General features: G+C 42.8%; 23 protein-coding genes and 1 pseudogene. 6 read left to right on the forward strand and 18 right to left on the reverse strand.

Annotation, left to right across the window (positions count from 1 at the left end; translation table 11 throughout):
* Positions 1–69: 69 nt before the first annotated feature.
* The 3 genes from HP570_RS08530 to HP570_RS08540 form a co-directional block, all read right to left on the reverse strand.
* Entirely contained in the window at positions 70–486 is a 417-nt protein-coding gene (locus HP570_RS08530; protein WP_173625448.1) for a VOC family protein, read from the reverse strand.
* A gap of 80 nt (positions 487–566) precedes the next feature.
* Positions 567–1,874, reverse strand: a complete 1,308-nt coding sequence (locus tag HP570_RS08535) for an FtsW/RodA/SpoVE family cell cycle protein (protein WP_173625449.1) — start codon at positions 1,872–1,874, stop codon at positions 567–569.
* Positions 1,871–2,203 carry a PadR family transcriptional regulator gene (locus HP570_RS08540; RefSeq protein ID WP_048031793.1) on the reverse strand — a complete coding sequence of 111 codons (333 nt, stop codon included), beginning with the start codon at positions 2,201–2,203 and terminating at the stop codon, positions 1,871–1,873. Before HP570_RS08540 ends, HP570_RS08535 begins: the two co-directional genes overlap by 4 nt.
* 167 nt (positions 2,204–2,370) lie before the next feature.
* Here HP570_RS08540 and HP570_RS08545 point away from each other — a divergent pair, with 167 nt between their 5' ends.
* Both HP570_RS08545 and HP570_RS08550 read left to right on the forward strand, forming a co-directional pair.
* On the forward strand, positions 2,371–3,303 hold the full coding sequence (locus HP570_RS08545; RefSeq protein WP_254495135.1) for a hypothetical protein: 933 nt from the start codon (positions 2,371–2,373) through the stop codon (positions 3,301–3,303).
* 119 nt (positions 3,304–3,422) lie between these two features.
* Positions 3,423–3,905, forward strand: a complete 483-nt coding sequence (locus HP570_RS08550; protein WP_173625450.1) for a GyrI-like domain-containing protein — start codon at positions 3,423–3,425, stop codon at positions 3,903–3,905.
* A gap of 58 nt (positions 3,906–3,963) precedes the next feature.
* Here HP570_RS08550 and HP570_RS08555 read toward each other — a convergent pair whose 3' ends face one another.
* Together HP570_RS08555 and HP570_RS08560 are read right to left on the reverse strand one after the other, a co-directional pair.
* Positions 3,964–5,346, reverse strand: a complete 1,383-nt coding sequence (locus HP570_RS08555) for a hypothetical protein (RefSeq protein WP_173625451.1) — start codon at positions 5,344–5,346, stop codon at positions 3,964–3,966.
* Complete coding sequence (locus tag HP570_RS08560) at positions 5,330–5,872, reverse strand: RNA polymerase sigma factor (RefSeq protein ID WP_173625452.1); 543 nt, start codon at positions 5,870–5,872, stop codon at positions 5,330–5,332. The genes HP570_RS08555 and HP570_RS08560 overlap by 17 nt, the downstream gene beginning before the upstream one ends.
* A gap of 218 nt (positions 5,873–6,090) precedes the next feature.
* Here HP570_RS08560 and HP570_RS08565 point away from each other — a divergent pair, with 218 nt between their 5' ends.
* The gene (locus tag HP570_RS08565; RefSeq protein ID WP_173625453.1) at positions 6,091–7,029 is read left to right on the forward strand and encodes an ABC transporter substrate-binding protein; all 939 of its coding nucleotides are present in this window, start codon (positions 6,091–6,093) and stop codon (positions 7,027–7,029) included.
* Positions 7,030–7,858: 829 nt separating this feature from the next.
* On the opposite strand, the pseudogene HP570_RS08570 reads toward HP570_RS08565, so the two are convergent.
* The 9 genes and pseudogenes from HP570_RS08570 to HP570_RS08610 form a co-directional block, all read right to left on the reverse strand.
* Positions 7,859–8,043: pseudogene (locus HP570_RS08570) on the reverse strand (YebC/PmpR family DNA-binding transcriptional regulator); the annotation flags it as partial.
* 130 nt (positions 8,044–8,173) lie between these two features.
* Positions 8,174–10,153, reverse strand: coding sequence for a coiled-coil domain-containing protein (locus tag HP570_RS08575; RefSeq protein ID WP_173625454.1), 1,980 nt, complete (start codon positions 10,151–10,153; stop codon positions 8,174–8,176).
* Positions 10,154–10,155: 2 nt separating this feature from the next.
* Positions 10,156–10,659, reverse strand: a complete 504-nt coding sequence (locus HP570_RS08580) for an ABC-three component system middle component 4 (RefSeq protein WP_173625455.1) — start codon at positions 10,657–10,659, stop codon at positions 10,156–10,158.
* On the reverse strand, positions 10,652–11,890 hold the full coding sequence (locus HP570_RS08585; RefSeq protein ID WP_173625456.1) for an ABC-three component system protein: 1,239 nt from the start codon (positions 11,888–11,890) through the stop codon (positions 10,652–10,654). The genes HP570_RS08580 and HP570_RS08585 overlap by 8 nt, the downstream gene beginning before the upstream one ends.
* Before the next feature lie 813 nt (positions 11,891–12,703).
* Positions 12,704–13,015: a hypothetical protein gene (locus HP570_RS08590; RefSeq protein ID WP_173625457.1), complete on the reverse strand. Its 312-nt coding sequence runs from the start codon at positions 13,013–13,015 to the stop codon at positions 12,704–12,706.
* A gap of 535 nt (positions 13,016–13,550) precedes the next feature.
* Positions 13,551–14,270, reverse strand: a complete 720-nt coding sequence (locus HP570_RS08595) for a YebC/PmpR family DNA-binding transcriptional regulator (protein ID WP_012685207.1) — start codon at positions 14,268–14,270, stop codon at positions 13,551–13,553.
* Between the two features lie 160 nt (positions 14,271–14,430).
* On the reverse strand, positions 14,431–15,375 hold the full coding sequence (locus HP570_RS08600; RefSeq protein ID WP_173625458.1) for a metal ABC transporter substrate-binding protein: 945 nt from the start codon (positions 15,373–15,375) through the stop codon (positions 14,431–14,433).
* A 15-nt stretch (positions 15,376–15,390) separates the two neighbouring features.
* A complete protein-coding gene (locus tag HP570_RS08605; protein WP_012685205.1) occupies positions 15,391–16,251 on the reverse strand; it encodes a metal ABC transporter permease in 861 nt (286 codons plus the stop codon).
* Positions 16,251–16,994 carry a metal ABC transporter ATP-binding protein gene (locus HP570_RS08610; protein ID WP_012685204.1) on the reverse strand — a complete coding sequence of 248 codons (744 nt, stop codon included), beginning with the start codon at positions 16,992–16,994 and terminating at the stop codon, positions 16,251–16,253. Before HP570_RS08610 ends, HP570_RS08605 begins: the two co-directional genes overlap by 1 nt.
* A 416-nt stretch (positions 16,995–17,410) precedes the next feature.
* On the opposite strand from HP570_RS08610, the gene HP570_RS08615 reads away from it, so the two are divergent.
* Complete coding sequence (locus HP570_RS08615) at positions 17,411–18,781, forward strand: amino acid permease (RefSeq protein ID WP_041749305.1); 1,371 nt, start codon at positions 17,411–17,413, stop codon at positions 18,779–18,781.
* Positions 18,782–18,830: 49 nt separating this feature from the next.
* On the opposite strand, the gene HP570_RS08620 is transcribed toward HP570_RS08615, so the two are convergent.
* Entirely contained in the window at positions 18,831–19,172 is a 342-nt protein-coding gene (locus tag HP570_RS08620) for a hypothetical protein (protein ID WP_173625459.1), read from the reverse strand.
* Positions 19,173–19,280: 108 nt separating this feature from the next.
* On the opposite strand from HP570_RS08620, the gene HP570_RS08625 reads away from it, so the two are divergent.
* On the forward strand, positions 19,281–21,110 hold the full coding sequence (locus tag HP570_RS08625) for an adenine deaminase (protein ID WP_173625460.1): 1,830 nt from the start codon (positions 19,281–19,283) through the stop codon (positions 21,108–21,110).
* Between the two features lie 56 nt (positions 21,111–21,166).
* Here the strand turns inward: HP570_RS08625 and HP570_RS08630 are convergent, their stop codons facing one another.
* The gene (locus HP570_RS08630; RefSeq protein WP_173625710.1) at positions 21,167–21,874 is read right to left on the reverse strand and encodes a MerR family DNA-binding transcriptional regulator; all 708 of its coding nucleotides are present in this window, start codon (positions 21,872–21,874) and stop codon (positions 21,167–21,169) included.
* Between the two features lie 161 nt (positions 21,875–22,035).
* Between HP570_RS08630 and HP570_RS08635 the strand changes: the two genes are divergently transcribed.
* Entirely contained in the window at positions 22,036–22,707 is a 672-nt protein-coding gene (locus HP570_RS08635; RefSeq protein ID WP_173625461.1) for a DUF5701 family protein, read from the forward strand.
* Between the two features lie 184 nt (positions 22,708–22,891).
* Here HP570_RS08635 and HP570_RS08640 read toward each other — a convergent pair whose 3' ends face one another.
* Positions 22,892–24,946 (reverse strand): serine hydrolase domain-containing protein, encoded by a 2,055-nt coding sequence (locus HP570_RS08640; RefSeq protein WP_173625462.1) that lies wholly within the window; start codon positions 24,944–24,946, stop codon positions 22,892–22,894.
* Between the two features lie 138 nt (positions 24,947–25,084).
* Positions 25,085–26,356: a sensor histidine kinase gene (locus tag HP570_RS08645; protein WP_173625463.1), complete on the reverse strand. Its 1,272-nt coding sequence runs from the start codon at positions 26,354–26,356 to the stop codon at positions 25,085–25,087.

Consider the following 26,356-nt stretch of genomic DNA (forward strand, 5'->3'; position numbering starts at 1 on the left):
AAGAGGGCAAAAAGCTGGAATCTTTTTTCGATCCCGTGCTTTTTGCCCTCAGTTCGTTTTCTTGGTCTATTATTCCTGTGGAACAGCGCCTTGATCCATATGCAAGAACTCCCACAGATGGCCGTCCAAATCTTGAAAGCTCCAACCGTACATGAAGCCATGGTCAACCGGGTCTTTCGCTGGAGTTGCGCCCGTAGCAAATGCTTTGTTTACGATCTCATCGACTTGCGCTCTACTGTCCGCAGACAACGCGACAATGACCTCGGTACTTCTGGTTGCATCCGTCAGCTCTTTTTTCGTAAACGTTTGGAAAAACTCTTCAACGAGCAGCATAGCAAAAATATTTTCGCCGATCACCATGCATGCTGCATTTTGATCCGTAAATTGCGGGTTAAATTCATACCCGATCGCCGTAAAGAAGTCGATCGATTTGTTGAGGTCCTTCACCGGTAAATTAACGAAAATTTGTTTGGATTGCAATGCCATGTGTACTTCCTCCTCGGGTTTGTTTTTCCTTGATGTCTATATCCTATCATTCCCGATTGCACGAGGCTTCTTATGGATTGCTATTTTGCCACGAAGGTATGTGGCTTCCCTATTGAGTTTCTATGCCGATGGACACTCAGAACGAGACCGAGGACAGCGAAATGAGCCAAAGAAGTCCCTATGTTGCCATAGCTGAGAAAAGGAATCTCAATATTCACGATTGGCAGCATGCCGGTTGACATCAGCAGTGGCCAAACGAAGAACAGGGAGAATAAAGGAACGATACTGACAATGAGATGCTTTCCATATGGCTCGTCCACTTCCTTGACGACCCGAGCCAGTCTAATTATAAACAGAGCAACGGCTAACAAGATCAAGATGCCCGCAATCCAGCCATAACTATGGATTAAGTACGTAAATTTGAAATCGGAGTCTAAATAAGACATTCTCGGTAATGGAGCATTGGAGCCCCTTCCCCAAAAACCTGCCGAGCGAATTGCTTCCATCGACGCTAGATATTCATATCCCTTTCCGAGCGGATCTTTGGTCGGTTGTACCCAGCCCTGCACCCTTCCTAGCGTGTATCTATCCAATAAACAGGCAGCTGTCCAAACAATAGCAGACACAATCACTAGATAGAGTTTTTCTTTCCGGACGGTTTTCGTATACATCATGAGTATCATGAATCCAAATAGGTACAGCATGAGTTCCATAATCGATCCAGCCATAACAAAGAGGCAAGCTGGCAGCAAAACAAATACGGTCAGCTTGGAAGCCGTGCTCCGAAATCGCCACGTCCTTGTAAGAAGCATACCCGCAACGCTTATGAGAAACAAATACATGGACATTGCCACAAAATCGATCCTAATCGTGCCACCAAGGTACATATATGTTTTTCCATTCATTGTATAGTCGTACGCAAGAATGAGAAAAAACACGCCCACAGTTAGCATGTACAAATGCAACGAGTACGGCAAAAGCTTGCGATAATCCGTGAAGGTAACAGCGAGCATCACCCCGATACCCAATATGCCATAGAACCAGTAACTGTCCAGTTTAAACTCGATAAAACTGACCTGCATTCCATACATCGTAAACAGACCAACAGCCAGAAAAGCCACCACATACACCAGAAGCCTCCACTCCACTTTGGGCTTATAAATCCGATGCAGCTGCTTCCCAACCGCAGCAGAATCACCCATATGCAAAATGGCTTGCCTCACCGCTTCTTCCTCTTCCACGCCCTCTTCCATGTGTTCATCCATTAAATCAAGCAAGTGACTTTCCAGCTCATCGCGAATTTTGCGATGCATTTCCGTTGCCCGCACATGGCGACATACATGATCGAGATAGTCTGCAATCAATGGATGTGTATTCGTCTGCTTCATGCTCTTCCCTCTCCCAGCACCCGATCAATCCCATCGCGGAACGTATGCCACTCGAGCTTTTTCTCCTTCAATTGTCCGCGGCCTTCTGCCGTAATCCGGTAATATTTACGCTTTCTGCCATCCTTCTCATCCCAATACGCTTCCACATAACGCTCCGCTTCGAGCGCATGCAAGATCGGATACAGCGTCCCTTCTTTTAGCGTAAACAGACCATTTGACTCCTTCTCGATGGCTTTCGCGATCTCGTACCCGTACATTTCCTTTCGATCCAGCATCGTCAAGATCAGGATCACGGTGCTGCCTTTTAAAAGCTCCTTATTGATTTTCATAGTGCCTCCCGATTTAACCGCAAATACCTAGATAAACAATACATCATAAATCTATGTATGTAATTCTATCATCCAAATCTTGTAAGATCAACACATGCGCGACATACACCTTTCGAGAAACATCTACCTTTTACGTACAAAAATAGAAAGAGAAAGTGATTCTACCTATGAAAAAGACCAACTACGTCAACATTCTGTTAGCTCTGATCCTTACTCTATCAAACGTTCCTTCTGTCGCACATTCCGAAAATGCCATCCGTTCAGACAGACCGGAAACGACAGTACTCAAGCACGTTCCGACAGAAAAAGAGATTCAGGTACCACCTGGACTAACGGAACCATTTTTCGTACCATTTGCAGGATCGAGTCCAAACGATCCCTTTTACAAAGAGTTCAAACATGAATGGTTCCCTCATTTTGCCCTTGTTTCTCCTACGGGGAAAGTAATCGATCAGCAGGAATCGTTAGCATATCCGGGGTACATGAGTCCGTTGCAAGACGGATACGGTTTTTTTCATATTATTACGTTCTACGGAAACAGCTCATTTATTATTTTCGATCAACAAGGCAACACACAGGAATTAGGTGCTTACAACAATTATTTTACGCAAATTGACGGAGAATGGTTTTTGTACTCCCCTACGAGCTATACGTCTTATCTGTATAATGCTCGTACGAAAACATCCAAGCAGATCACAGATGAGGAACTTTTCACGATCCCAAGTGAATATACGGGAGCTACCACTTTCGATATTCTTCACTACCCTTTTGTCAAACGTAACGTAAAGGATGGCATGGTTTTATCCTACAAATTTGGTTTAAAAGATATGAATGGCAAAATACACGCAAAGCCTTTCTTTGATGAGTACATGGGGTACAGCGAAGGATTACATCGCGTGAAAATAAATGGCATGACCCACTTTATTACGCACGAAGGAAAAGTCGTGCTGAAGCCTTCACGAAATTACAAGGTGGAATCCAACTTCCAATCCGGTGTTTTTATCGTGTCAGGCACGTGGCGAACAAACAGCCATTCCCGTTTCCGCACAAGCTGCTTACGCCTCCTAGAAAGGAAACCGTTTCTATGGAATATACGGTAGGTGGCAAGAAATATATCGGTACGTTTACGCATGATGGAACGAAGATATATGCCAGAGAGCTGAAATAGCTGCTGGATTAGCTCTGTTCCCGATTCTACTAGACGAAAGGACGTTATCTCGTGAAGCCAACTATTCTCACTCGCGAGGAAACACATGTCATTGGTATCACTTTTACGGCGAATGTGACAGAAGACTTGGGCAAAAAGCTCTCCGCTATTACCACTGGAGCTTTGCGAGCTAGAAAAAACGAAATTCACCATCAGGTTGGTGAGGGCGAATACCTGATCCAAATCTATCCTGACACTGCTGACTTCGATGCGGCGGTAGATCCTTTTACCACAATTATTGGCGTCGAAGTTTCCAGCCTCGCCGATATTCCTGAAGGGATGGTCAGTCACACGATTCCCGCGGGAACATTTGCAAAAGTAACCCACAAGGGACCTGAGACAAACTTAGGCGAGACATATGGTTCTCTCTACGGGTCTTGGCTCTGCGAATCGGGATATGAGTATGCCGGATTTGATTTTGAGTATTGGGATGAGCGCTACAAGCCAGGGCAGGAAGACAACGAGATTGATATTTATGTTCCGCTTTTCAAATAAGCGACATAGCGAAAAACCAGGGAATCTCCTCCCTGGTTTTTCGGTTGTTTCGATGTTATTAACTACGCACCCACTCCCCTGTCAGCGCATCCACCATATAGAGCGGGGTATCGTGATAATAAATATGATAGACGAGACGCGGCTCTACCCTTCCTGTAGTTGGGTTCTCCATCAGCTTATAGACCAATCGGAGTGGACGATGGGTGACGTATACGCTAGTCGCGTCTTCCCGTGACATTGCCTTGCTTTTGTCAGGAAGCGGCTTAGACTCCATGGTATACGTAGGATCGACTCCGATCACCTGTTTCCTGTCCACATCAAAATAAACCGTATACCCCCCCATAATCGGGACTCCCTGATGGGACTTAAAGAATTGATAGGTTTCAATGTTGCCTTTTCTAGTGGCAGAACCAAGTAGCAGTTCTTTGGTATCTAACGGAAGGTATTTCTGAAATTGCTCTGCTACTTCTTGCACGTTTTCCAGCTTCGGATGAGGGAGCTTTTCCTTTTTCTCATGGTTATTTTCATACCGATAGTTCAGAATTTTTCCTGTATCTGTTACTACGTCCAGTTCTATTTTCTGTTTGGTTCGCGTTTCCATTTTGTACGTATGTACGCCTGAGCCTTCTTGAATAACGAAGGAAAACGGAGGCTCGAATCCCCACTCCCGAAAAAGTCTATCTGCTTCTTCGATGTTGGGAGCTACCAGCTTTATGCCTCCCGGTTTCACAGGAATTGGTGGCATATCTACTAGACTGTAATCGGGATGATAGCGTTCTGTTGGGTAAATTTCTCCTGTAATGGCATCAATGTCACCTGAAAAAGGAAACTCATATTGCAATCGCCATTCCCACTCTGAATAGAGCAGCCGGGCGCTTTGCCCAAAAATTTGTTCTGCCTTTTTTACTGGCATTGCCTTATTGGGATCAGGAAAGACCATGCCTGTCGTATCGTTTGTCTGTACCACTTTTTTATGCTGCCTGCCCGCCTTGTCTATTGTAAACGTGTATTGGTCGTCGAGAACCGGAATGTTGTTAACCGTCTTGTTCATCACGACATGACCTGTTTCAGTATTGGACAGCATGCCGTTTACCGCATATTGGCTTGCATCTCGCCCTGCCAATTCTTGCAGCAGTTTCTTCGCCTGCTCGTATACAGGATGGGCGGGAAGCTGCGGACTACTTGTTGCCGTCACTTGAGGGTTCACGCTTTCGTTTTGCCCCATCCCAGCCATGATATACAGGCCAAATCCAGAAGCGATCACTACTGCTGCCATCCCCGCCTTCAACGGCTTCAATAACAGCCGTCTCCTCTTGCCAACCCGAATTGTTTCTTGTTCCAGCACTGTACGTAAACTCTCTACAAACTCCTTGCGTGGGGGTGTACTTTTTTGCAGAGTCACTAACCGTTCCAGCATATCTCGTTCATTTTGCCAATCCACTGTACAATTCCCCCTTCTTCGTATGCGAAAGTTTGCCATGCAGCAGCTTCAGTGCCCGGTGCATCGTCGTTTTCACGTTTGATTCAGAACAACCCAGTATTTCAGCAGTCTCTTTGACGCTGTACTCTTTAATGCCTCGCAGAATGACAACCATGCGGTAATGCGGTGGCAGTCCCTTAATCGCGGCAATCAATTCTTGTTCGTCCTCCCGGCTTTCTACTTCCTGTGCCGGATTCCCTTCCGAGGCTGGCATCACAACAGCCAGCCAGTCCCCTGACAACAGCTTTTGCCACTTGCGTTTTCGATAGGAATTCATTGCTGTATGCTTCGCGATCGCAAACAGCCATGTCTTCACGTCAGATCGCTCTTCAAATCGTTCAAGCGAGCGAATCACTCGCAAAAAAACCTCCTGCGTCAAATCTTCTGCATCATTCTGACTGCCGGCAAAGTACAGCAAAAATTGATATACATCATGATAATGCCGCTCATAGATGGCCATGACCTGATGTTTCATTTCTTCATACAAAGAAGCTCCTCCATTCTCTTGCTGTCGGCTGATCGACTACTTTCCTATGCGAAAATTTTCTTGGATACCCATTAGTGTCTTGAGCAGGAAAAAGGTTACAGCAGAATGTTTGAAAATGTTCAGGAATGCAACAGCGACGGATGGATCGGGTAGCCTATAATTTACATGAGTCCTGCTACTTTCCTGATAACACAAGAAGTAAGAACGGAGTGACCTGTATGTATAAACGGCTACTAGCTATCCCGATTGCTGCTTTGCTCCTCGTCCTGGCAGCCTGCGGAAATGGTGGACAAACGGGCGATTCAGCGGCAGCGAAACCGACCAGATCGATCACTTACTTAGGCAACACTTATACAATTCCGGCCAGAACCAAAGCTATTGTTTTCGTTGGCTTCCCTGCTTCGTATGAAGATTCTTTCTTGCTGGGAATCCCGCCCGTCGCAGCTACGGTGGATAAAAACGGAAAGTTTCCGGCGGAATATCAAGCCATGATCAGAAATGCCAAGCAGCTCCCCTATCATATAACAGAGAACCTAGGTGAGCTGGTTGCCCTTAAACCTGACGTCATCATGACAACTGACAAGACCTCCAAGGAAGACTTGGCCAAATTACAAACCGCTGCATCCGTCATTCCCGTCTCTACGAATGGAGCTCATTGGCAAGAAAACTTGCGTCTGCTCGCAGATGTTCGTGGAAGAGATGACAATTTGGATACCTTTATAGGTAAAGTGAAGCAAAATGCACAGGAACTCCGCGACAAGCTCGCTCCACTCCCGGAAAAGAAAGTGCTGACGCTGTGGTTCCAAGAAGGCTCCTTTTACGCCTATCCAAAGGATGAACGGTATAATAACCTGTTATATACGGACTTGGCCCTGCCTGTCCCAGATGTCGTCGCGAATATGAAGGAGCGTACCGCACTCTCTATGGATGCTTTGGCAAAAGAAGATCCCACCTACTTGTTTGTGATGGTCACAAAAGAAGACCAGCCCGCTTTCAAGCAGTTGCAAGAGCAGCCTGCATGGAAAAATCTACGTGCTGTCAAAGCCGATCAAATGTACGTGAATGCAGTTGAACCAGGATTAGCTGGTGGCACGGCCTACAGCAACCAACAGTTTTTAAATGCTATTCGAAAACAGATGCTAAAGATGAGTGAATAAAAAGATGGGCTTTGCTCATACTATACTCATCGAGCTCGGTGGTGTGTTTTCAATCAGGCTGTAGACCTTTACGGAGGCGATGTGCCATGGATGATTTACACGATCACCTAGTGAGTAAGGGAAACCGTACACTGCTTTAAGCTTCTAACTTCATACTGGAGGTAGATGCGTCGCACGTGATGATCGGTAGCACCTCAAAACTAACGAGCTCGATATATGCCGTCTCCTTTATGGAGGCGGTTTTATTTTCTTTTTATAAACCGTTTGACGGGCTGTCGTGGTGGGGAGGAAACAGGAGAAAACGCTCAGATTCTTGTCCCACCCCCAGGGTAGCGTAAGCTGCCCGGCTCCATGAAAAAAAGCGAAACCCGCGTCCAAAGTCGTTCTTTCAGGGAGTGTCTCAGAGGTGGACGCTAACAGCTTGTTTCTCTTTTTTTCATTGCGCCTCGGTCGGTGTGCCAAAGATCTTCGCTTTTTTCTCCTGTTTCCTCTACGAGCTTTCCAGATTAAGATGGGTTTTAAAAGCCTTAAAAGATTGATGAAATGTAAGCAGTAACGCTAGGAAGAATATTTCCAGACGTAGCGACTTGTGGAGTCCTACCGAGCGGAGAAGGGATTTGCGGGCAACAGAAACGCAACCGTGCCCGAGCGACGTAGCGGCTACCACTTTTGCGTTTCCCCGCAAATCCCATCGGAGCGGACAGTCTCAACCCTAAGCAGGACGGAGCCTTGAGCCTAGACTGGAAATATTCTTCTCCTCACCACAGCCAATACACAGCACATAAAAAAGACCCTTGTCCTAAAACAAAGGTCTTCACCATTGAAATCATTATTCACCTAAATCAACGTTATGGTACACCTGCTGCACATCGTCCAAGTCTTCCAAAGCATCGATCAGCTTTTCGAATTGAGCTTGTACATCTTCTGTTAGCGTTACTTCGTTTTGTGCATGGCGAGTTCTACGGTAAACTCGGTTACACCTACGTTTTTGAATGCTTCCTGCACAGTGTGGAACACTATTCTATTAAAAATATCAATGTTTATATACTCACTTATTGTATGAAAAGGTAATTAGTTAGTAGGTTTGTATATCACTGCTCATAGCTATTTATCAGATTAGTTAGTTACGAAGCTGGTTAACTTTCTATGCATTATCTATAAACCCTACGCTACCTCCATTTTTCCCTTGAACATTAAAATACTTAACTACATACTTTTGAAGATGTACCATAACTTCTAACTCTACTGGCAAATCATTATCAATAATTATTATTTGATGTAACTTGTCCTTCTCTAGAAATTTTTCCGATAGATTTGTTAAGAAACTATAGAGGTTTATAACTTTAGAAGGATCGTCTAATCCCTCTAATATATCTTCATTTGTATTTACTTCAATACTGTCATTACCATTTTTGGTTTTCCCAAGATATTTTCCAATAGTATCAATCATTACGATACTCGGAAAATTGGTGCTATTATTAAGACTATTTTGTAATAGACTCAGAATATATCCAACTGAGACTAGTGTCCTTAGTCCACCCGATGTTAGTTCGCTATAATTTCTATCTCTGACAATAGGTAAAAAGTTCTTTTTGCTTATCGAAATGCCGAATGGTTTGCGTATAGGAATCGCTTTTAAGAACAATTCTAGGCTACTACCTATATTACTTAGTACACCTTCAATAGAAGGAGCACCTGCTCTCAATTGATCCAACTTTTTGGTTAGTTGTCCAATTTGCTCGGACAAATGATTTGATTTAGTAATAATTTCGTTTAATTGCTTTCTTAGTTTTATTAGATATTCAACTTTATTCATTTTTTCTATTACAGTAGCCTTTTCAGCCACTAATTCATCTCTCTGTGCAATAAAAGGAGACACAAATTCTTTAGCTTCAATATCAAGCATTTGTCGAGCCTTTTTTAGATTTTCATTCTTATGGTTTTCCTCTGCTTCTATAGAAATAATATTTCTTCGCTCAGCATCTATTAACGTTTCTAATTCTTTTAATCTGTTTTTTATACTTTTTATCTCCATTTTGACAGTTTCAGAATTATTTTTTTCAAAATTTAATGCTAACTTAGTATATTCAATTTTACTACTACAGATGGGACAGTCGACCTCTTCTTTATGCTCTGGTAAACGCTTGATAATAGCTAAAGAGGATTCTAGTTTATCAATATCTTGTTGGTAATCCTTCTTTAATCGAACATGTTGTTCTAGCTGTGCTAACTTTAAGGATTTTGCTTCCGTATCAAGCTTTAATTCTGACTCTAATCGTAATATTAAATTTCGTAGATCGTTAAAATATGCATTATCGGAACGCATTTGTGTGTTAATTGATTGTATTTCTCGATTAATATTTTCTACTTCCTGCTTATATTCAGCTAAATCGTCACTCAATGTTTCAAGCGTTTGAATATTGGTATCTTTGAAAAACGATGAAATTACATTATAGCTTTCAAGTAGCTTATTCTTCTCATTGGTTTTTTCGCTAATCTGCCCCTGTAAGTCAGTAATTTGGCTATCTAATAAATTATGAAGAAATTTAAAAGTCTCCTTATTTTTTGTGAAAACACTAAAATTACCGCTATCAAGAATATTACGATTTCCAACATCATCTTGATCTAGATAATTGAATTTAAAAATATCTCTAAAACTTAATCTACTTAAATCTGAATCCATCTTGGATGGAGCTTGTTTAATCTTCACAAGAGGTATATTTAAGGCATTCAAAAGGAAATCCGAAAAATATCCTGCTGGTCCTTCTTTTTGATAGTTAGGGCCGTAAAGTGCAGGAAATAATTCCGACATGTTTTCAATACTTGTGGAATAAACCTCAATTAATTCCTCAGGCTTGAAAATATCTCTCTTAATAGTGTAAACACTTCCATTTAAATTAACTTCAAGTAAGGCATACTTACCGTTTTTTTCGATTTCTTCATACATGTAAACTTTTTTTGAACCCAATAAATAGTCTATTAAATTTAAAATACTTGATTTACCTGTATCTGAATCTCCATAAATTATATTCACACCAGGATTAAACGGAACACTATACTCTTTTTCATCATGTCCAACTAAAACTAATTTATTTATCAATAGTAAGGGAGATATACTTTTCATCTCTACACTCCTAAGATCGGATTTATTAATAGTTTAATTTTTGACGGAGCAATAGATGTTATGGGGGCGATTACATCACATAATTCTCTAATACGTAGCAAGTAATCTGTGTCAATTTCCCCAATAAATTCTTTACCGTTTTCAGTGATAACATAATATATTTCATTTTTTTCGGTCAGTATGTCAACGAATTGATATACCAATAAAATTTGGAGTGTTTTTCGTGTAGATGAATAATCGAACAAATTTTTTTTGTTAATAAATTTAGTTTGAACAGATCCCTTCTCGTACTCTTTAAGTAAGAAGTAAGGAACAGATTGATCAAGTTTTGTCATTTCATGTAGTACAAACGGGTGCTTAACTAAAAAGTCATATATCGAAATTTTATCCAAAGTTAAGATGGGTTTTTTTCTCTTCGTGAAAGACAGACAATCAAGTATAGTTAATAAAGTGCCCATTTTCAAATTCAAATCTTGTTCCGGAATAATAAAAGGGAGTTTAGTCATCTTCTTTCATCGCCTCCCTCAAACATTGTAAATCATTAATTGAATTTACTTTTGCCCACCATACATCTTTTTCTAAGTCGTTTGCTAATTGATGTAACATCCCCGTTTTATGATAAGCGTCAATTAAGGGAATTGTACTTTTAAGGAAAGCTTTATCTTCATCCAAAATATTTTGATGAATTTCCGTAACAAGGTCATTACTATCTTTTATCGTCCCGCCCAATATTTTTCCAAATGCAATTGAATAAAGATGTTCAATCTTTGAATATAGAGCCGTTAATTCTTCAATTCCTATTGATTGGTGTATTAAGAATTTCCTCATATATTCCGCATTAAAAAAAGTTGATTTTGCATTGTGAACGAGTGTTTTATGAACATCCGCCACCAATAGTTTTAATACGAATATTTCATGATCTAATTGCCCCTCATCTTTAAAGGGTTTAACCAACATATCATTCTCGCTTTGAAAGTTTACGATGAAGTCAACAAGGTATTTTTTTACAGCAACATAAACCAAACTATCTTTAGAAGATGGTTTAGTTATTGAGAAATGGTCATCATTACATGCTACTTTAGTAGGCTCTGCATTTTCGTAAGCAATAGCACTTTCTACAGATACAACCTCATCATACTGTCCATAGAAATATATTGTTTTTGGCATTTCTACTTGATTATGTATCCATTTTGTATTAATACCATTTAAGGTCTTGCTTAGCGGCTTTAAATCGATTAATTGAGGATGATTTCTCGAAAGAGCCTCCCCTAAACGTGCCCAATCAGTACCATTATGAGGAACTGCTAACGATAAAAATAATTTAACTTTTTTTGATTCAGTTTTATTGTTTAATAGGAACGATTTAGTAACAAGTCCTCCCATACTATGAGCCACTATAATTACATTTTTATAAGGAGAGCAGTAAAACTCTACAACCGATTTTAAAAACTCACCTAGCTCGGCTATTCCAATATTTTTGGAAATAGCAGACTTACCTAAGCCAAACATTCTTAAGAACGACTTCCCAGCAACTCGAGGTATGTAAAATTCAACAATTTTTGAATAATAGTTAACACACATTAAATCATAGTTACTTGATATTACTTCTTCCTCAACTAGCATTGAAGGAAAGGACTCCTTATCAGTCCCCCAAGTGTCAATTCCACCAGTAAATCCATGCACGAATAGAATCAAATTTTTATTGCTTTTTTGGTGAATATATTGAATAGGTATCATACTTTCCTCCAACTACATAAAAAGTCATTATATTAATACGCATTATCATATTTATAAAGATTTTCTTGCTCATTCTGTCACAATCCTCCATTTTTTACAATATTTTTTGCTTTAATAAAAATATGGCGTATGACGTAAATAGTCACACGCTAACATTTTAAAACAATTATTTACTTTCACATTCAAATGCAAATACTACTTAACAATCTTTATGCTTCATTAGCATTTGTAATTGAACCTATTTTGAACTAATTACCCCCCGATAATTACACTAGTGTTAAATCAAAATGATAACTGTCAGGAATGTATTAAACGGAAACTCTATTTTTTCCATTTTACTGTTGTAACACAAATTGAATCGCCATTATTTCCGAGAGGATCATTCTTAACAAGACCTATAACCAAAGACCTGTCATTTTGGCATTTATTTACTACACTTTCACTTGAACAGATGAACTTTCAAGTTCATTGACCCTAAGATAAAAGGTATTCGCCTTCATCCCAACCTTCCGCATTGCCTAAACCGCTGTAATTGCCCTAGATTTCCACTCACCATAGACTGCTATGAATTCCTTCGTTATTTCTCTCGATTAGCGCTGCTCATAAATGCGGAAATTCTCGTCTGACTTGACTTGTCCGATGCAAAAGCAGAATAATGGGCGGAGGCAAGATCGGCCAAGTAATACGATTTCCCATTCCCAGCCCATCCTATGATGCGGAAGTTATCAAGCCCATCTGAATAGGGGCTAATTTTGCCCTCTTGAGGATCGCCAAAAGGATAGGTGCACTTCGGGACTTGCTTGCTGGAGCGGATTACATATAACTATCGCGGGAGCTTACTGCTCCCATAAAAAACGCCTCTGCTGCAATCTGATGTCCGGCAGGTGACCAGAAGATTTTTGACAGGGTATCTCCATAGGACACGGGAGTCTGCATAATCACCTTTTTTCCCCTTTGCAAGTCTAATAAGTATTCTTCCGTATCTGTCCGAATATAACGGTACTTCATGTCATTGGAGTAAGAGGGAAACTGGGTCATTTTGTGATCGTATTTCCAGCCTGTCGACACGTCCAGTTCCTTGTATGCAGTTTGCGTTTGATAAAACAGCTTTTTGGAATTCGGCATTCAGTAGAACTTTTCTTCTGATTCGAATTCATCCTGCTTCCAAGCATACTGGTCGTTCATTTTCAAAAAGCAAAACCGCGTCCAAAGGAGTCCTTTCAGGATGTGTTTCAGAGGTAGACGCTTAAGGGCGTGTTTCGCTTTTTGCATTCCGTCTCGGTCGGTGTACCAAAGATCTTCGCTGTTTTCTCCTGTTTCCTCTACGAACTTTCCTTATGATCCGATTTTTTAAATCCCTAAAAGATTGAAGAATGTGAGAAGTTCCGACAGAGAAGAATATTTCCAGACGTAGCGACTTGTGGAGTCCTACCAAGCGGAGAAGGGATTTGCGGGCAACAGAAACGCAACCGTGCCCGTGCTTCGAAGCGGCTACCACTTTTGCGTTTCCCCGCAAATTCCTTCGGAGCGGACAGTCTCAACCCTCAGCAGGACGGAGCCTGGAGCCTAGACTGGAAATATTCTTCTCCTCACCACAGCCAATACACAGCACATAAAAAAGACCCTTGTCCTAAAACAAAGGTCTTCTCCATTAAAAACATTATTCACCTAAATCAACGTTATGGTACACCTGCTGCACATCGTCCAAGTCTTCCAAAGCATCGATCAGCTTTTCGAATTGAGCTTGTACGTCTTCTGTCAGCGTTACTTCGTTTTGTGGCAGCATAGTCAGTTCAGCTACGGTAAACTCTGAAACGCCGCCGTTTTTGAGTGCTTCTTGTACAGCGTGGAATTGTTCGGCATCTGCGTAAACGATGACAGCACCGTCTTCTTCCAAAATGTCGCGCACGTCTACGTCCGCTTCCATCAAGATTTCCAGCACTTCATCAGAGGATTTGCCTTCCAAGCCAAATACCGCTGTTGGGTCAAACATATAAGCTACCGAACCGGATACGCCCATGTTACCGCCGTTTTTGTTGAAAGCAGCACGCACTTCAGGAGCTGTGCGGTTTACGTTGTTGGTCAGTGCATCCACGATGATCATGGAACCGTTTGGCCCAAAGCCTTCATAGCGCAGATCGCTAAACGTTTCATCAGAGCCGCCCTTTGCTTTATCAATCGCGCGGTCGATAATCGCTTTCGGTACGCTGTACGTTTTAGCACGCTCCAGGACGACCTTCAGAGCACGGTTGGACTCTGGGTCCGGCTCGCCTTGCTTTGCCGCTACGTAAATTTCCTTCCCGAACCTTGCATAAATACGACTGGTGCTCGCGTCTTTAGAAGCTTTCTTCTCTTTAATATTGTTCCACTTACGACCCATAATCCCACTCTCTTTCAATATGACAGATTAAATATGAATACTCCGGATTCCTTTTGCACACTAGCCTATTATACCTCAATCTGATGAAGGATGTTAAGCAGTGGAAGAATTTAAAAGCACAGCCCCTGATTAGGAGAGCTGTGCTTTGCTTTTACGAAGCTTATTTCTTGGTCAATCCTTCGTAAATCGTCTTGATATTCCATTCCATCATTTTGATGTACGTATCACCATCTTCTCCCGGCTTTCCGAGCGAATCTGTAAATACTTTCCCGACAATCGGTACACCTGTTTCATTCGATACCATCTCCATGCTACGTGGATCGATACTCGTCTCTACGAACAGAGCCGGGATTTTTTTCGCACGGATTGTATCGACCACCTGTGTGACCTGCTCGGGTGTTCCTTGGTTCTCTGAGTTGATTTCCCAAATGTATGCCGCTTCAAAATCGTACGCTTCGCTGAAATATTTGAACGCTCCCTCACTCGTCACAAGCAAACGCTGTTCTTTCGGAATCTGGTTGTACTGCTTAACCGCTTCCTCGTGTAGCGCAGTCAGCTGTTCGATGTACTTCTTGACGTTTTGCTCATACGTTTCCTTGTGGGCTGGGTCCACCTTGATCAAGGCATTTTTTGCGTTCTCCGCATACTTGATGCCATTGCGTACATCTAGCCACGCGTGCGGGTCTTCTTCGCTCTCCTTGCCTTTGGTCGTCAAGTGCTTGGCTGCTACGCCTTCACTGAGACGGAACACGGGTGCATCCGGACCTGTTTTGCCTGCTGTGGTCATCAGTTTATCGAACCAGGAGTTACCTGCTTCCAAATTCAGTCCGTTGTAGAAAACCGCGTCCGCATCCGTCGTTTTTTGCACGTCAGCAGGTAGTGGGTCATATTCATGCGGATTGGAGCCAATCGGAGCGAGACTATGGATCTCTACTCGATCTCCCCCAACATTTTTCACGATGTCATACAGAATCGAATACGTGGTTACGACCTGCAACTTGTCACTCTCTGATTTCGTGGGCTCGTTCGCACTTTGCTGAGCACCACACGCTGCCATTAATCCGGTTGCTAGTAGAAAAACGAAAAACAGATTCCACTTCTTCATGACGATGATTCTCCTTTACTTTAAGAGCTCGATTCGTTTTTGCCGAGCTCGGATTGATTTCCATACCACCCCGTGTTTTCGGGAGAAGAGAAAGGCCAGGAAGAAGAGCACAGTTGCAACCACAACAATCGTGGCACCAGAGGCCAAATTATAGGTAAAGCTAAAATAAAGGCCGATAACCGAAGACAGCATCCCAAAACCGCCAGCCAAGAAGATCATGATCGACAAACGGTCCGTCAAAAGATAAGCGGTAGCAGCCGGTGTAATCAACATGGCGACTACGAGCACGATTCCTACGGTTTGCAAGGAAGCGACAGTTACCATCGTCAACAAGGTCATCAGCAAGTAATGAATGAGGTTGTTACGCAAGCCGTAGGCAGCAGCAATGGTTGGATCGAACGAAGTCAGTAACAGTTCTTTGAAAAAAGCGTAGACTGTCACGATGACGATGACCCCGATACCAACCGTCACCCACATATCTGACGAGCGCACAGCTAATACATTCCCGAATAAAATGTGATACAGATCGGTACTGCTTTTCAGCATCGTAACCATGATGATCCCGATCGCAAAGGCAGACGTGAACAAAATTCCAATCGCCGTGTCATTCTTGATGCGGCTATTTTGGCTCACGTAGCCAATTCCAACTGCGGTGAGCACACCCGTTAAAACAGCGCCCACGAAGAAATTGATCCCAAAAGCATAGGAGAGAGCCACCCCAGGCAAAACAGCGTGTGAGATGGCATCCCCCATCAAAGACATTCCGCGTAAGATGATAAAGCTACCGATGACGCCACAGATTAACCCAACCACTACAGATGTAAACAATGCTTTTTGCAAAAACTCATACTGTCCAATTGCCATCAAGAAATCCATTATGCAAGCACCTCGGTCTTTTCGAGAAATGGTAGTTGATAGGAATATGCTCTCGACATGACTTCTCGATTCAGTACTTCATCGACCGTACCAAACTTGATCAATTCTTTGTTCATGAGAAGAAGCTGATCAAAATACGCATATGCTTTGGACAAGTCATGATGGACGACCACGATTGTTTTATCCTGAAATTGCAGCTCTTTCAAAATGCGAATGATGGTGTCCTCACTCGCCACATCAATCCCCACAAACGGCTCGTCTAGAAGCAGTAGCTCCGGTTTTTGCGCAAGTGCCCTTGCCAGGAAGACACGCTGTTGCTGCCCGCCGGAGAGCTCCCCAATCTGCCTGTCGCGGAAATCCTCCAGCCCTACTCTTCTCAAGCATTCCAGCGCCCACGCTTTTTCCTTTTTTTTCGGAAATTTGAACAGTCCGACACTTGGATAGGTTCCGATCAGTACGGTGTCCATGACGGTGATCGGAAATGTCCAATCAATCATGCTCCGCTGTGGTACATAGGCGATTTTCTTCCGGAATTCATTTGTCTCTTTCCCAAAAATCCGCACATTCCCCTTGTCTCTTGGAATGAGGTCCAAGAGCGCTTTGATCAGGGTTGACTTCCCTGCCCCGTTTGGACCGATGATTCCAACCATACTCCCTAGCTCAACGTCAAACGAGACATCCCGAACAACTTCGTTCCCAAAGTAGGAGACATGCAAGTCCCTTACCGCGATAGCCGATTCCATGCTTCTTCCCTCCAAATGATAGCCCGTTGTATGATCCCGTCCAAAAAACGATGGTGAAACGGGTAATTCCTCTATGCATATATGCCTACACACAACAATGTAGTCTTGTACCAATAATATTTGCCCAAGAAAACTAATGTGGTTGTGTATAAAAAAGTTTCCCTAATGCAAAATTAAATGATTTCCATTCTCATGTCAATATCTTCTTTTTTCTGAAATACAAAAAAAGTGCGGCCTTTGTTTAAAAGAGCCAACACTTCCAAAATCTCACTATTCCGTTCATAATTAAAAGCTTTTTTTCTATAAAAATAAATAAACATATGTGAAACAACAATAGTTATGTTAATATGAACATTATCTGTTTGGTAAAAATCTAAAAATTAAAAACTAACTAAAAATAGAGAGAGGTGGATCGTATGCAGGATCAAAAATTGGAGAGAGGTCTGAAAAACAGACACGTACAACTTATCGCGATCGGCGGAGCAATCGGAACAGGATTATTTTTGGGCGCAGGAAAATCGATTCATTTGGCCGGCCCATCCATCTTATTTGCTTACTTGATTACAGGCATCATCTGCTTTTTAATCATGCGCTCACTTGGGGAGCTCCTGTTGAGCAATTTGAACTACCATTCTTTTGTGGATTTCGTCAAAGACTATTTGGGGAATATGGCCGCATTTGTCACGGGCTGGACTTACTGGTTTTGTTGGATTTCCATCGCCATGGCCGACCTGACAGCTGTTGGTCTTTATACGCAATTTTGGTTTCCAGAAATACCGCAGTGGATGCCAGGCTTAATCGCCCTCGTGATTTTGTTAATCATGAACCTGGCGACAGTGAAGCTTTTTGGAGAAATGGAATTTTGGTTCGCGCTGGTTAAGGTCATCGCGATTCTCGCCCTGATTTTTGTCGGCATTTTCATGATCATCAAGGGCTTTTCTACGAATGCTGGTGCGTCCAGCTTCACGAATCTATGGAGTCATGGCGGTATGTTCCCGAACGGCTTCAATGGGTTCCTTCTCTCCTTCCAGATGGTCGTGTTCGCATTTGTTGGAATCGAGCTCGTCGGTCTGACAGCCGGTGAAACAGAAGACCCAAAACGAGTCATTCCAAAAGCGATTAACCAAATCCCGATTCGGATTTTGATTTTCTACGTTGGCGCACTCATCGTCATCATGAGCATTTATCCTTGGAACGCGATCAACCCGTTGGAGAGTCCGTTTGTGCAGGTTTTCGCAGCGATTGGCATTGCAGCCGCTGCCGGTATCGTTAACTTTGTCGTACTGACATCTGCCGCTTCCGCATGTAATAGCGCCATTTTCAGTACAAGCCGGATGGTCTACTCCCTTGCCAAAGAAAAGAATGCACCTGTGCCCCTTACCAAACTGACTGCCAACAAGGTTCCGGCAAATGCACTCCTCTTTTCGACGATTGTTATCCTTATCGCCGTTGTCTTGAATTACGTCATGCCAGAAGGCGTATTTACACTGATCACTAGCGTTTCGACCGTTTGCTTTATCTTTATTTGGGGAATTACCGTCATCTGTCATTTGAAATATCGCAAAACGAGACCAGATTTAGCAAAAGCGAATTCGTTTAAAATGCCGCTCTATCCGTTTGCCAACTACCTGATCCTGGCATTCCTGGCCTTCATTCTGGTCGTGCTGGCACTCGCGGAAGATACACGAGTCGCCTTGTTCATCACACCTGTGTGGTTTATTTTACTCGTTGCGATTTACAAACTGCGGAAAACAAAGACAAATGAAATAGAGGTAGCAGAACACTAAACAGCGCCTCCTGTTTTCACTTTCAACAAAGGTGAAAATGGGAGGTGTTTTATTTTGGTATGTCCTCGTAATGTTCCCCTTCAAATACCCCTTCAATCACAAGCCCCTTTTTGCATTTGAGATAGTACATAAAAGGAAAATAAGAGATGAGGCTAAATAAGACTGCACCCAATCCATACAGTAGCGGTACAGAAAGCAACTGCAAAATTCCCGCTACCCATCCCTTTACCTGCATACTGAAGAGCAATGCTTTTGAAGTGCTCAACTGCCCCATTACGAGTAATAATAAAAAACGGAAGGCCCCATCCAAAATCCCAATTGAAACCCCAGCTCCCACGCACAGCTTTAGGTAGGACGATATTTTTAGGTATTTGACTTTTACTCTCGTCATCCACTGCACCCTCTTTTTTAAAATTTTTTCTAAAAGAAAACTAGCTTCCTTCCGCTTCGATGTGTACGATATGTAAAAAACCAAATCCAGCATGAGGTGATAGTAAACATGACACAGCAGCATTCGTCCTTTGCAAGACCTCCACTCGCAGATTGCATTCCTGATCTCGTTGCCTTTTCCAGAGGGGAGAAAAAAGCGACCCTCTTCATCCATAACGGCACTCTCGTCAATGTTCTCTCCGGTGAAATCTTGCCGAATATGTCCATCGCTGTTGTTGGCACCCGTATCGCCTACGTAGGTCCTTTTGTAGAAGGAATGACGGATGAATCCACCACGATCATCGATGCAAAAGGAAAGTATATGGCACCAGGACTGTTGGACGGGCACTGTCATATCGAAAGCAGCATGCTGTCCGTGACGCAGTTCGCCAATGCGGTATTGCCGCTTGGTACCACAGGCGGCTTTTTCGATGCGCATGAGATCTCGAATGTTCTCGGTCTACCCGGTTTGCGCATCATGCTGGATGAGGCAAGACAAACCCCGATGGCTGCTTACATGCAGGTCGCTTCCTGCGTCCCTTCAACGGATGCTTCTTTTGAAACGGCTGGGGCAGAATTCGGACCAGCGGAGGTCGCGGAAGCATTGAGCTGGGGACCCGATATGATCGCACTCGGAGAAGTCATGAATTTCCCTGGTGTCGTGTACGGAGACCCGAAAATGATTGGAGAGATTCAAGCGACACTTCGGGCAGGAAAAGTAGTGGATGGTCACTATACATGGCCGTCAAGCGATCCACGTCTGGCTGCTTATGCAGCTGCGGGTGTAACCGGCGACCATGAATGTGTGACCAGCGAAGATGTCGCACAGCGGGTACGCCTTGGCATGTATGCCAAAATGCGCCGCGGCTCAGCCTGGCACGATGTTGCGGCAACGATCAAGGCACACACCGAACAGGGCATTGACTCCCGCCGGATGATGCTCGTGTCCGATGACCGCATCTGTGATTCGTTGAAAGAAGAAGGACATATGAACTTCATCGTCAGACATGCGATCTCGCAAGGAGTCAAGCCTGTGACTGCCTTCCAGATGGCGACCATTAATACAGCAGAACGATTCGGTGTCGCACGAGATGTAGGCTCGATCGCACCGGGTATCATCGCCGATATCATTTTGCTCGATGGGAATCTGGCTGATGTGAATGTCGTGATGACGATCGCACGCGGTGAAGTAGTGGCGGAAAACGGTGAAATGACGCTCGAGCTTTCTCCGTTCCCTTACCCTGAGTTTGCCATCAACTCTGTGAAAATCAAGGCTGAGCTCACTCCTTCTGACTTCATCATCAAAACCCCCGTTCCGTCCGGGACGATCAAGACACGCGTCGCAGTTGTCCGCGAAAATCACGTAGAGACGGACGAAGTGTTTGTCGATGTGGCTGTCGCAAATAGTGAGCTACAGATTACACCCGAGAGTACCTTGTGCAAAATGGCTGTTTTCGAACGCCATGGGAAAACAGGCGGCTCTGGCATCGGGATTGTTGGCAATGTCGGATTTAACCAGCCAGCAGCGATTGCCATGACTGTCGCCCATGACTGCCATAACGTGCTTGTCATTGGAAACGACGATGAGCGGATGGCACAAGCAGCCAATGCTGTGATCAGCATGCAAGGTGGTATCGCTGTCGTGACTGGAGACGGCGAAATGGTGGAGCTTCCGCTGCGTTTAGCTGGACTGATGTCGACCGAGCCTTATGAAACAGTTGTACAGCAGTCCATGGAGATTAGCCAAGCCTTGGTGAAGGCGGGCTGCACGATGAACTACGCCTTTATGACATTGTCTTTGCTTGCTCTGGTCGTCATACCGACGTTGCATATTTCGGATACAGGCTTGATTCGCATTTCAGATGCAGGATTTGAGCGAGTATCACTGTTTGTGGAATAACGATGACATCCCCTCTTTTGCAAATGTGCAGGAGAGGGTTTTCTCTTTTCGCTACCCTATTCTTCGACCAACTGAACTACTTTGCCTAATTGATAGAAATAGAAAACTCCACGCATTTGTACGAGATTCATCTGATCCAGATAGCGCAGCGTTTCCAAAGCGATGTTTCGCGCCTCTTTTACATCCTCTTCATTCATGCTCGCAATGGCTTCCTTTAACTCCACAACCGATAAAGAATAGACAGCAGGTCGCAGCGTACGAAGCAGCATGATTTTACGGATTTGCGAGCGATTGAAAAGACGATAGCCATTTTTCTCATCGCGGGAAGTTGTAATGAGTCCAACCTTTTCCCAGTGGCGGATGGTTGAGCTAGGCAAAGAAGTCATGGTTGCTACTTCTCCAATCGTCATCCATTCGCTGATTCCAGCTTCCTCCACCTTACCTGCTCGGCCGTCTTCAAGCATCGCCAAATTTCGTTCCGCTAACTGCTTATCCCTCTGCAAATTAGCCTGTACCTCATTCACACGCCACAGAGCAGCCTGCAACTGTCTATCCTGGATCAACCGCATCACCTGCGCCGTCACATCCATCCCAAAGCCAGGAGACATGGCTTGAATACAGGTAAAATAGGCGACGTGTTCCTCCGTATACTTCCGGTATCCGCTCGTTGACCGCTCCACAGGTGGAACCAGCCCATGCGCTTCATAATTGCGCAAGGCGCTTGTACTCAGCTTCAGCTTACGTGCAATATCAATAGGGCGTATGGCAGACAGCCTCCTTCCGATTTTCTTCCATCAAGATTAAAGCTAAGTTGTAAAGTTACTTCAACCGAAATTTGCTTTATTCCTTTTATTTTGGAAAAACCTTTGAATTTGCACGAATGTTGTAAGATGAATGTGAAAAGTGGAGGGAGGCGCATTAACCCATGCACAGAGCAGAATTCGAACGGCAACTAACAACACTCATTCAAAAGGGCTATCCTGAAATGGCGGGCATGACAGCAGAAGCGTTCAGGAAAAGTCTGGTCCCGCTGCAACCACTGGCAGAAGCTCTTCCCATTCAAGAAGACGAACAGCAGGAGGGCCTTGTCCCTTTTGTTCTCGTGGTAAAAGGCGATTGGTTCGACGGAGAAAAAGCGATGCAAGCCATCGAGCGGAAAAAGAAAGCTGGCTTCAGTGTCATGGATGCAGAAGAAATCCGGCGATTTACACCCATCGAAGGCATCGAGATTCCTACAGGAATGGCTTACCTGATGACCGGAATTGATACAGGAAATGAGACGCTGAACATCACTCCGAATGACGCGATGCCCATCCTCTTGGAGCAACAGCGTTCTCCGCTCACACTGGAGGAAGGGATCGCCCTGATCACTCACTTCCCGGATCGGGTAAAGAAAAACAACGGCTTTTCCCTGCTCGGCTCTCGTTGTGGCGACCGACGTGTAACAGCCATGTGGATCAGCGAAAATAAACCGAAGCTAGGCTGGTGCTGGGCCGGCAATCCTCATACGTGGCTCGGTTCAGCTTCCTGCCTAGCACGTTTGGACGAAAAAACCCTTGAAGCTTGGTCTTCCCCCTATCAAGTAGACACAATATAAAAAGCCTAAGCAACCAATGTGTTTCGGTACTCGACCGGGGCACATCGCTTGAATGTTTGACCTTTTTTAGCCATGGAAAAATCCCCTCCAAGTAAAGTGTACCCCCCACCATTAGGTGGGCGGGCTTTTTACACTTTCTACTCAAAGAGGATACTATCAGTAATGCGAGCTTTTATGCTTACATCTATTTATTCTTCAAATTAATTTTAAATACATCACCCGCATTCCCACCAAAAACGATCATCCCGCTTTCAGGCAGTACTACCGAATGATTGTTACTTGCCTTTGAAAAGTTCACAGTCATTCCATCCTTGTCATAAACGGCGAATCCGCCGCTTTCCGGAGTCTCAACGTTCATGACTCGGTTGGCTGATTTTGCATCGATTTTATACCATCTAGCCTGACCATCCGATGGTATGATGCATAATGAATCTTTCCCATCATTAAAGGTTGGAATAGCATCTTCACTGATATAGGATAATCCATTGATCTTTACATACTCTTTTTGATTCTTCTGATAGAAATTCAAATCAAAAGCGTCTCTTCCGGCAAAAGCAGGAATCTGAATTACATTTACTGCATTATTCTTGTCAACAATTTTAGTGCCTGAAGCGTATCCATGGCTGATATCAACGGATATCGTTTTGGTCACAAGCGCATTGTTTAGATACATCACTGAAGTGATCTTTTCATCTAAAGCGTAGTATTTTTTTCCATCCCTATTTTCCCATACCGTTTTCATTGACTGTTTTAGTGGATTGGAAGCTAACTTTTGCAATTCATAGGATACCGAAAACGATTGACCTAATCCTGGATTATTGATATAAGCGTTAAGTTTTAAATAGGTTTTTCCATTCTTCGCTCGGTCAAAGCTTATCGTTGCATTCCCATCGTTGTTTATGAACTGTCCATTGCCGGTATATACATATTTTTGCGGCGGTAACCCTTCAAATGCTAGATCAGGTGAGTGAATCTCCCCGTTCTTTATCTCCAGTTTTACCGTTTTACCTACACTACCGTATAACCCAGAGTATGCAAGCATATCGGATGGCATGTCCACTTTCACTGGAGGTTCAAATGTTTTTTCAGGTAGAATTTCTTTAATGGTGCCTTTGGCTCTTAGATATTCCAATAAAATATTTGATGCAGCTAAACTATTATAGGTACTACCGCCTCCCGATGAAAGCACAGCAATCGTAATATCATGTTCGGGTAAGGTCACCAAAGCAGCGTGATACATAATCGTATCTCCACCTTTAAATAATGCTGTTATTCCGTAATCACTAAATGGTGCTAAACGGACAGCATCCCAACCAAGACCATAGTTAATCGAGTTTGTCTCTTCAGGAACCCACACGCCTTTTCTATACTCATGACTTTGCATAGCCTTTACTGACTTCTCAGATAAAATATCCGTTCGATTCCCGATTAATACTTCAGCGAATTCAGTTACTTCTTCAGCCGTGGAGTAAAGGCCTCCTGTCCCTAAGAGATTGGCATTCTCAACGGGTAAAGCTTGATCCACCCCAGGATAATAAGTTTTTATGAGCCTGTCTCTATCAAAAGAATCAAGTGGTGTTTTGGTCGAGGTCAATTGAAGAGGATCAGAAATATAGGTTTCAAGAAATTCGCTATAACGTAAACCGCTCACTCGTTCAATCAATATTTCAAGCAGCTGAAAACCATCATTGCAATATACCGAAAACTCGCCGGGGGTTGACTTTAAGCTTTCTGATTGTAATCTTACCAATAATTCATCATGATTTTTCGTATCATTATCTTCAAATAGGAAACTATTCCCATATTGACTACCGTAAATTCCTGAAGAATGATTCATCAACATACGTGGCGTAATCTGTTTATATCGTTTATCTGCCATTTTGAAGTCCTTGATATACGTGGTTAGCGGCTTATCAATATCAATTTTTTTAGAATCAGCCAGCATCATCGTTGCAGCAGTCACGTACATTTTACTTACCGAGCCGATTCCAAACATCGTGTCTTCGGTGATCGGACTCTTGGTCTCTTTATCGTATACACCAGCACTGCCTGATAAGACAATGGATCCATGATCCCTAATTGCATACTGCAATCCACTTGCACCATAATCGGATACGATCTTCGAAGCCTGCTCCTGTGCCTTTTCTTTAACAGTATCAGGATTCGTTAGAGCAAAAGCAGGGGTGACCGGTATTGCAATAAGAATAGCGGTCATGAATACAGAAACCACCTTCTTCATTGTTAATTCCTCCTCGTAATTCTTGCTATATTGTACTTGGCTGAAATGATCATACAAGGAAAAAGTCTGCTAGAATAAAAATGACCCTGAAACGAAAAAAACAATCCCTAAACAACATGTTGTCTAAGGATTGTGGCTTTAATATGGAAGTACGACCATATTATTAAATTCTTTATGTTTCGTTTCAATGGTCATATGACCACCGTACTTGTCACAAATTCTCGCTATGTTTGTTAATCCGATACCATGAAATTCCGCGTTTGATTTTTGGCTGTGCAAATAGACAATTTCATTCTCCATATGATTCAAGATGTGAATGAGAAGGGTAGACTCGGTAGAATATATTTTGATTAGAATGTACCTATCTTCTGCGATTTTCACTCGTTTAGAAGCTTCTATTGCGTTATCTAGCATATTTCCTAGAGCTACACATAAGTCATAACGGTCAATATTAACTTCCTGTGAATATAAGTTGATCTTCGTCTCTATTCTTATGCCATTGGCTTGTCCAATATTAAGCGTATTTGTGACAAGGGCATCTATAACTAGATTCCCCGTATTAACGCGATGATAGGCTCCTTCGACTTTATTTAAAGTAGTCTTAATATGTTCCATTGCCGCTTCTAACTCATTTCGCTTAATACATTCTTCGATATACAAAAGCTGTTGGTTCGTATCATGAATGATTCGTTTAATCGATTTGAAGCTGTGAACTGTTTTTTCGTAATTCGCATCTTGATAGTCCATTTGATGTTGCAATTGCGAATTCTCATGCATAAATTGAAATTTATCAACGATATTATCAAAAATATAGAAAAGAATAACGTTTAAGAGAAGAAACCCAATGACGGAAATGAAAGAATAAACGTCCTTATAAGTTAGAATACTCAGCTGGTATATACTTACGACAGGAATAACCAAGAATAATGCGTAGTAACGATTATCCAAAGAGAAACTTCTACGTTTTGCAAGTAGTCGTATGATCTGAATGATCGCAAACATGATCATGGAACTGAGTAAAATAGCTTTCGTATTGGCTATTTGATCTTGTTCATTTATAGAGTTAACGCTAAAGTCTACTGAATCTAGGGAATAAAATAAATATAGCGATATAAAATTAGAGAGAGATCCTAAAACACCGTAAAGTATAGAAAAAGTAAACTTCGTTTTAAATTCTACTGTATAAGATTGCGCAAAACTAAATATCACAAGAAAAGATAGCATCGAAGATAATATAAGAGAGGCTGGTATAACTAAATATAGGTAATCGAGCAACCCAAAGATAATGAAGTAAATGAATCGGTTTTGTTTTTTAGCTGATTTATCAAATACCGAATTAAAGAAAAAATTAACCTGCACACCCATCAGAAGTATAATGCAAAAGACAATCAGAAAATTATTTTGAATCAT

The sequence above is a fragment of the Brevibacillus sp. RS1.1 genome (genome assembly GCF_013284365.1).
Lineage (GTDB): Bacteria > Bacillota > Bacilli > Brevibacillales > Brevibacillaceae > Brevibacillus > Brevibacillus brevis_D.

Excerpts from the sequence above, each read along its gene's own strand:
- HP570_RS08530 (WP_173625448.1), bottom strand. The coding sequence starts at position 486 with ATGGCATTGCAATCCAAACAAATTTTCGTTAATTTACCGGTGAAGGAC.
- HP570_RS08535 (WP_173625449.1), bottom strand. The coding sequence starts at position 1,874 with ATGAAGCAGACGAATACACATCCATTGATTGCAGACTATCTCGATCAT.
- HP570_RS08540 (WP_048031793.1), bottom strand. The coding sequence starts at position 2,203 with ATGAAAATCAATAAGGAGCTTTTAAAAGGCAGCACCGTGATCCTGATC.
- HP570_RS08545 (WP_254495135.1), top strand. The coding sequence starts at position 2,371 with ATGAAAAAGACCAACTACGTCAACATTCTGTTAGCTCTGATCCTTACT.
- HP570_RS08565 (WP_173625453.1), top strand. The coding sequence starts at position 6,091 with ATGTATAAACGGCTACTAGCTATCCCGATTGCTGCTTTGCTCCTCGTC.
- HP570_RS08575 (WP_173625454.1), bottom strand. The coding sequence starts at position 10,153 with ATGAAAAGTATATCTCCCTTACTATTGATAAATAAATTAGTTTTAGTT.
- HP570_RS08580 (WP_173625455.1), bottom strand. The coding sequence starts at position 10,659 with ATGACTAAACTCCCTTTTATTATTCCGGAACAAGATTTGAATTTGAAA.
- HP570_RS08585 (WP_173625456.1), bottom strand. The coding sequence starts at position 11,890 with ATGATACCTATTCAATATATTCACCAAAAAAGCAATAAAAATTTGATT.
- HP570_RS08590 (WP_173625457.1), bottom strand. The coding sequence starts at position 13,015 with ATGCCGAATTCCAAAAAGCTGTTTTATCAAACGCAAACTGCATACAAG.
- HP570_RS08595 (WP_012685207.1), bottom strand. The coding sequence starts at position 14,270 with ATGGGTCGTAAGTGGAACAATATTAAAGAGAAGAAAGCTTCTAAAGAC.
- HP570_RS08600 (WP_173625458.1), bottom strand. The coding sequence starts at position 15,375 with ATGAAGAAGTGGAATCTGTTTTTCGTTTTTCTACTAGCAACCGGATTA.
- HP570_RS08605 (WP_012685205.1), bottom strand. The coding sequence starts at position 16,251 with ATGGATTTCTTGATGGCAATTGGACAGTATGAGTTTTTGCAAAAAGCA.
- HP570_RS08610 (WP_012685204.1), bottom strand. The coding sequence starts at position 16,994 with ATGGAATCGGCTATCGCGGTAAGGGACTTGCATGTCTCCTACTTTGGG.
- HP570_RS08615 (WP_041749305.1), top strand. The coding sequence starts at position 17,411 with ATGCAGGATCAAAAATTGGAGAGAGGTCTGAAAAACAGACACGTACAA.
- HP570_RS08620 (WP_173625459.1), bottom strand. The coding sequence starts at position 19,172 with ATGACGAGAGTAAAAGTCAAATACCTAAAAATATCGTCCTACCTAAAG.
- HP570_RS08625 (WP_173625460.1), top strand. The coding sequence starts at position 19,281 with ATGACACAGCAGCATTCGTCCTTTGCAAGACCTCCACTCGCAGATTGC.
- HP570_RS08635 (WP_173625461.1), top strand. The coding sequence starts at position 22,036 with ATGCACAGAGCAGAATTCGAACGGCAACTAACAACACTCATTCAAAAG.
- HP570_RS08640 (WP_173625462.1), bottom strand. The coding sequence starts at position 24,946 with ATGAAGAAGGTGGTTTCTGTATTCATGACCGCTATTCTTATTGCAATA.
- HP570_RS08645 (WP_173625463.1), bottom strand. The coding sequence starts at position 26,356 with ATGATTCAAAATAATTTTCTGATTGTCTTTTGCATTATACTTCTGATG.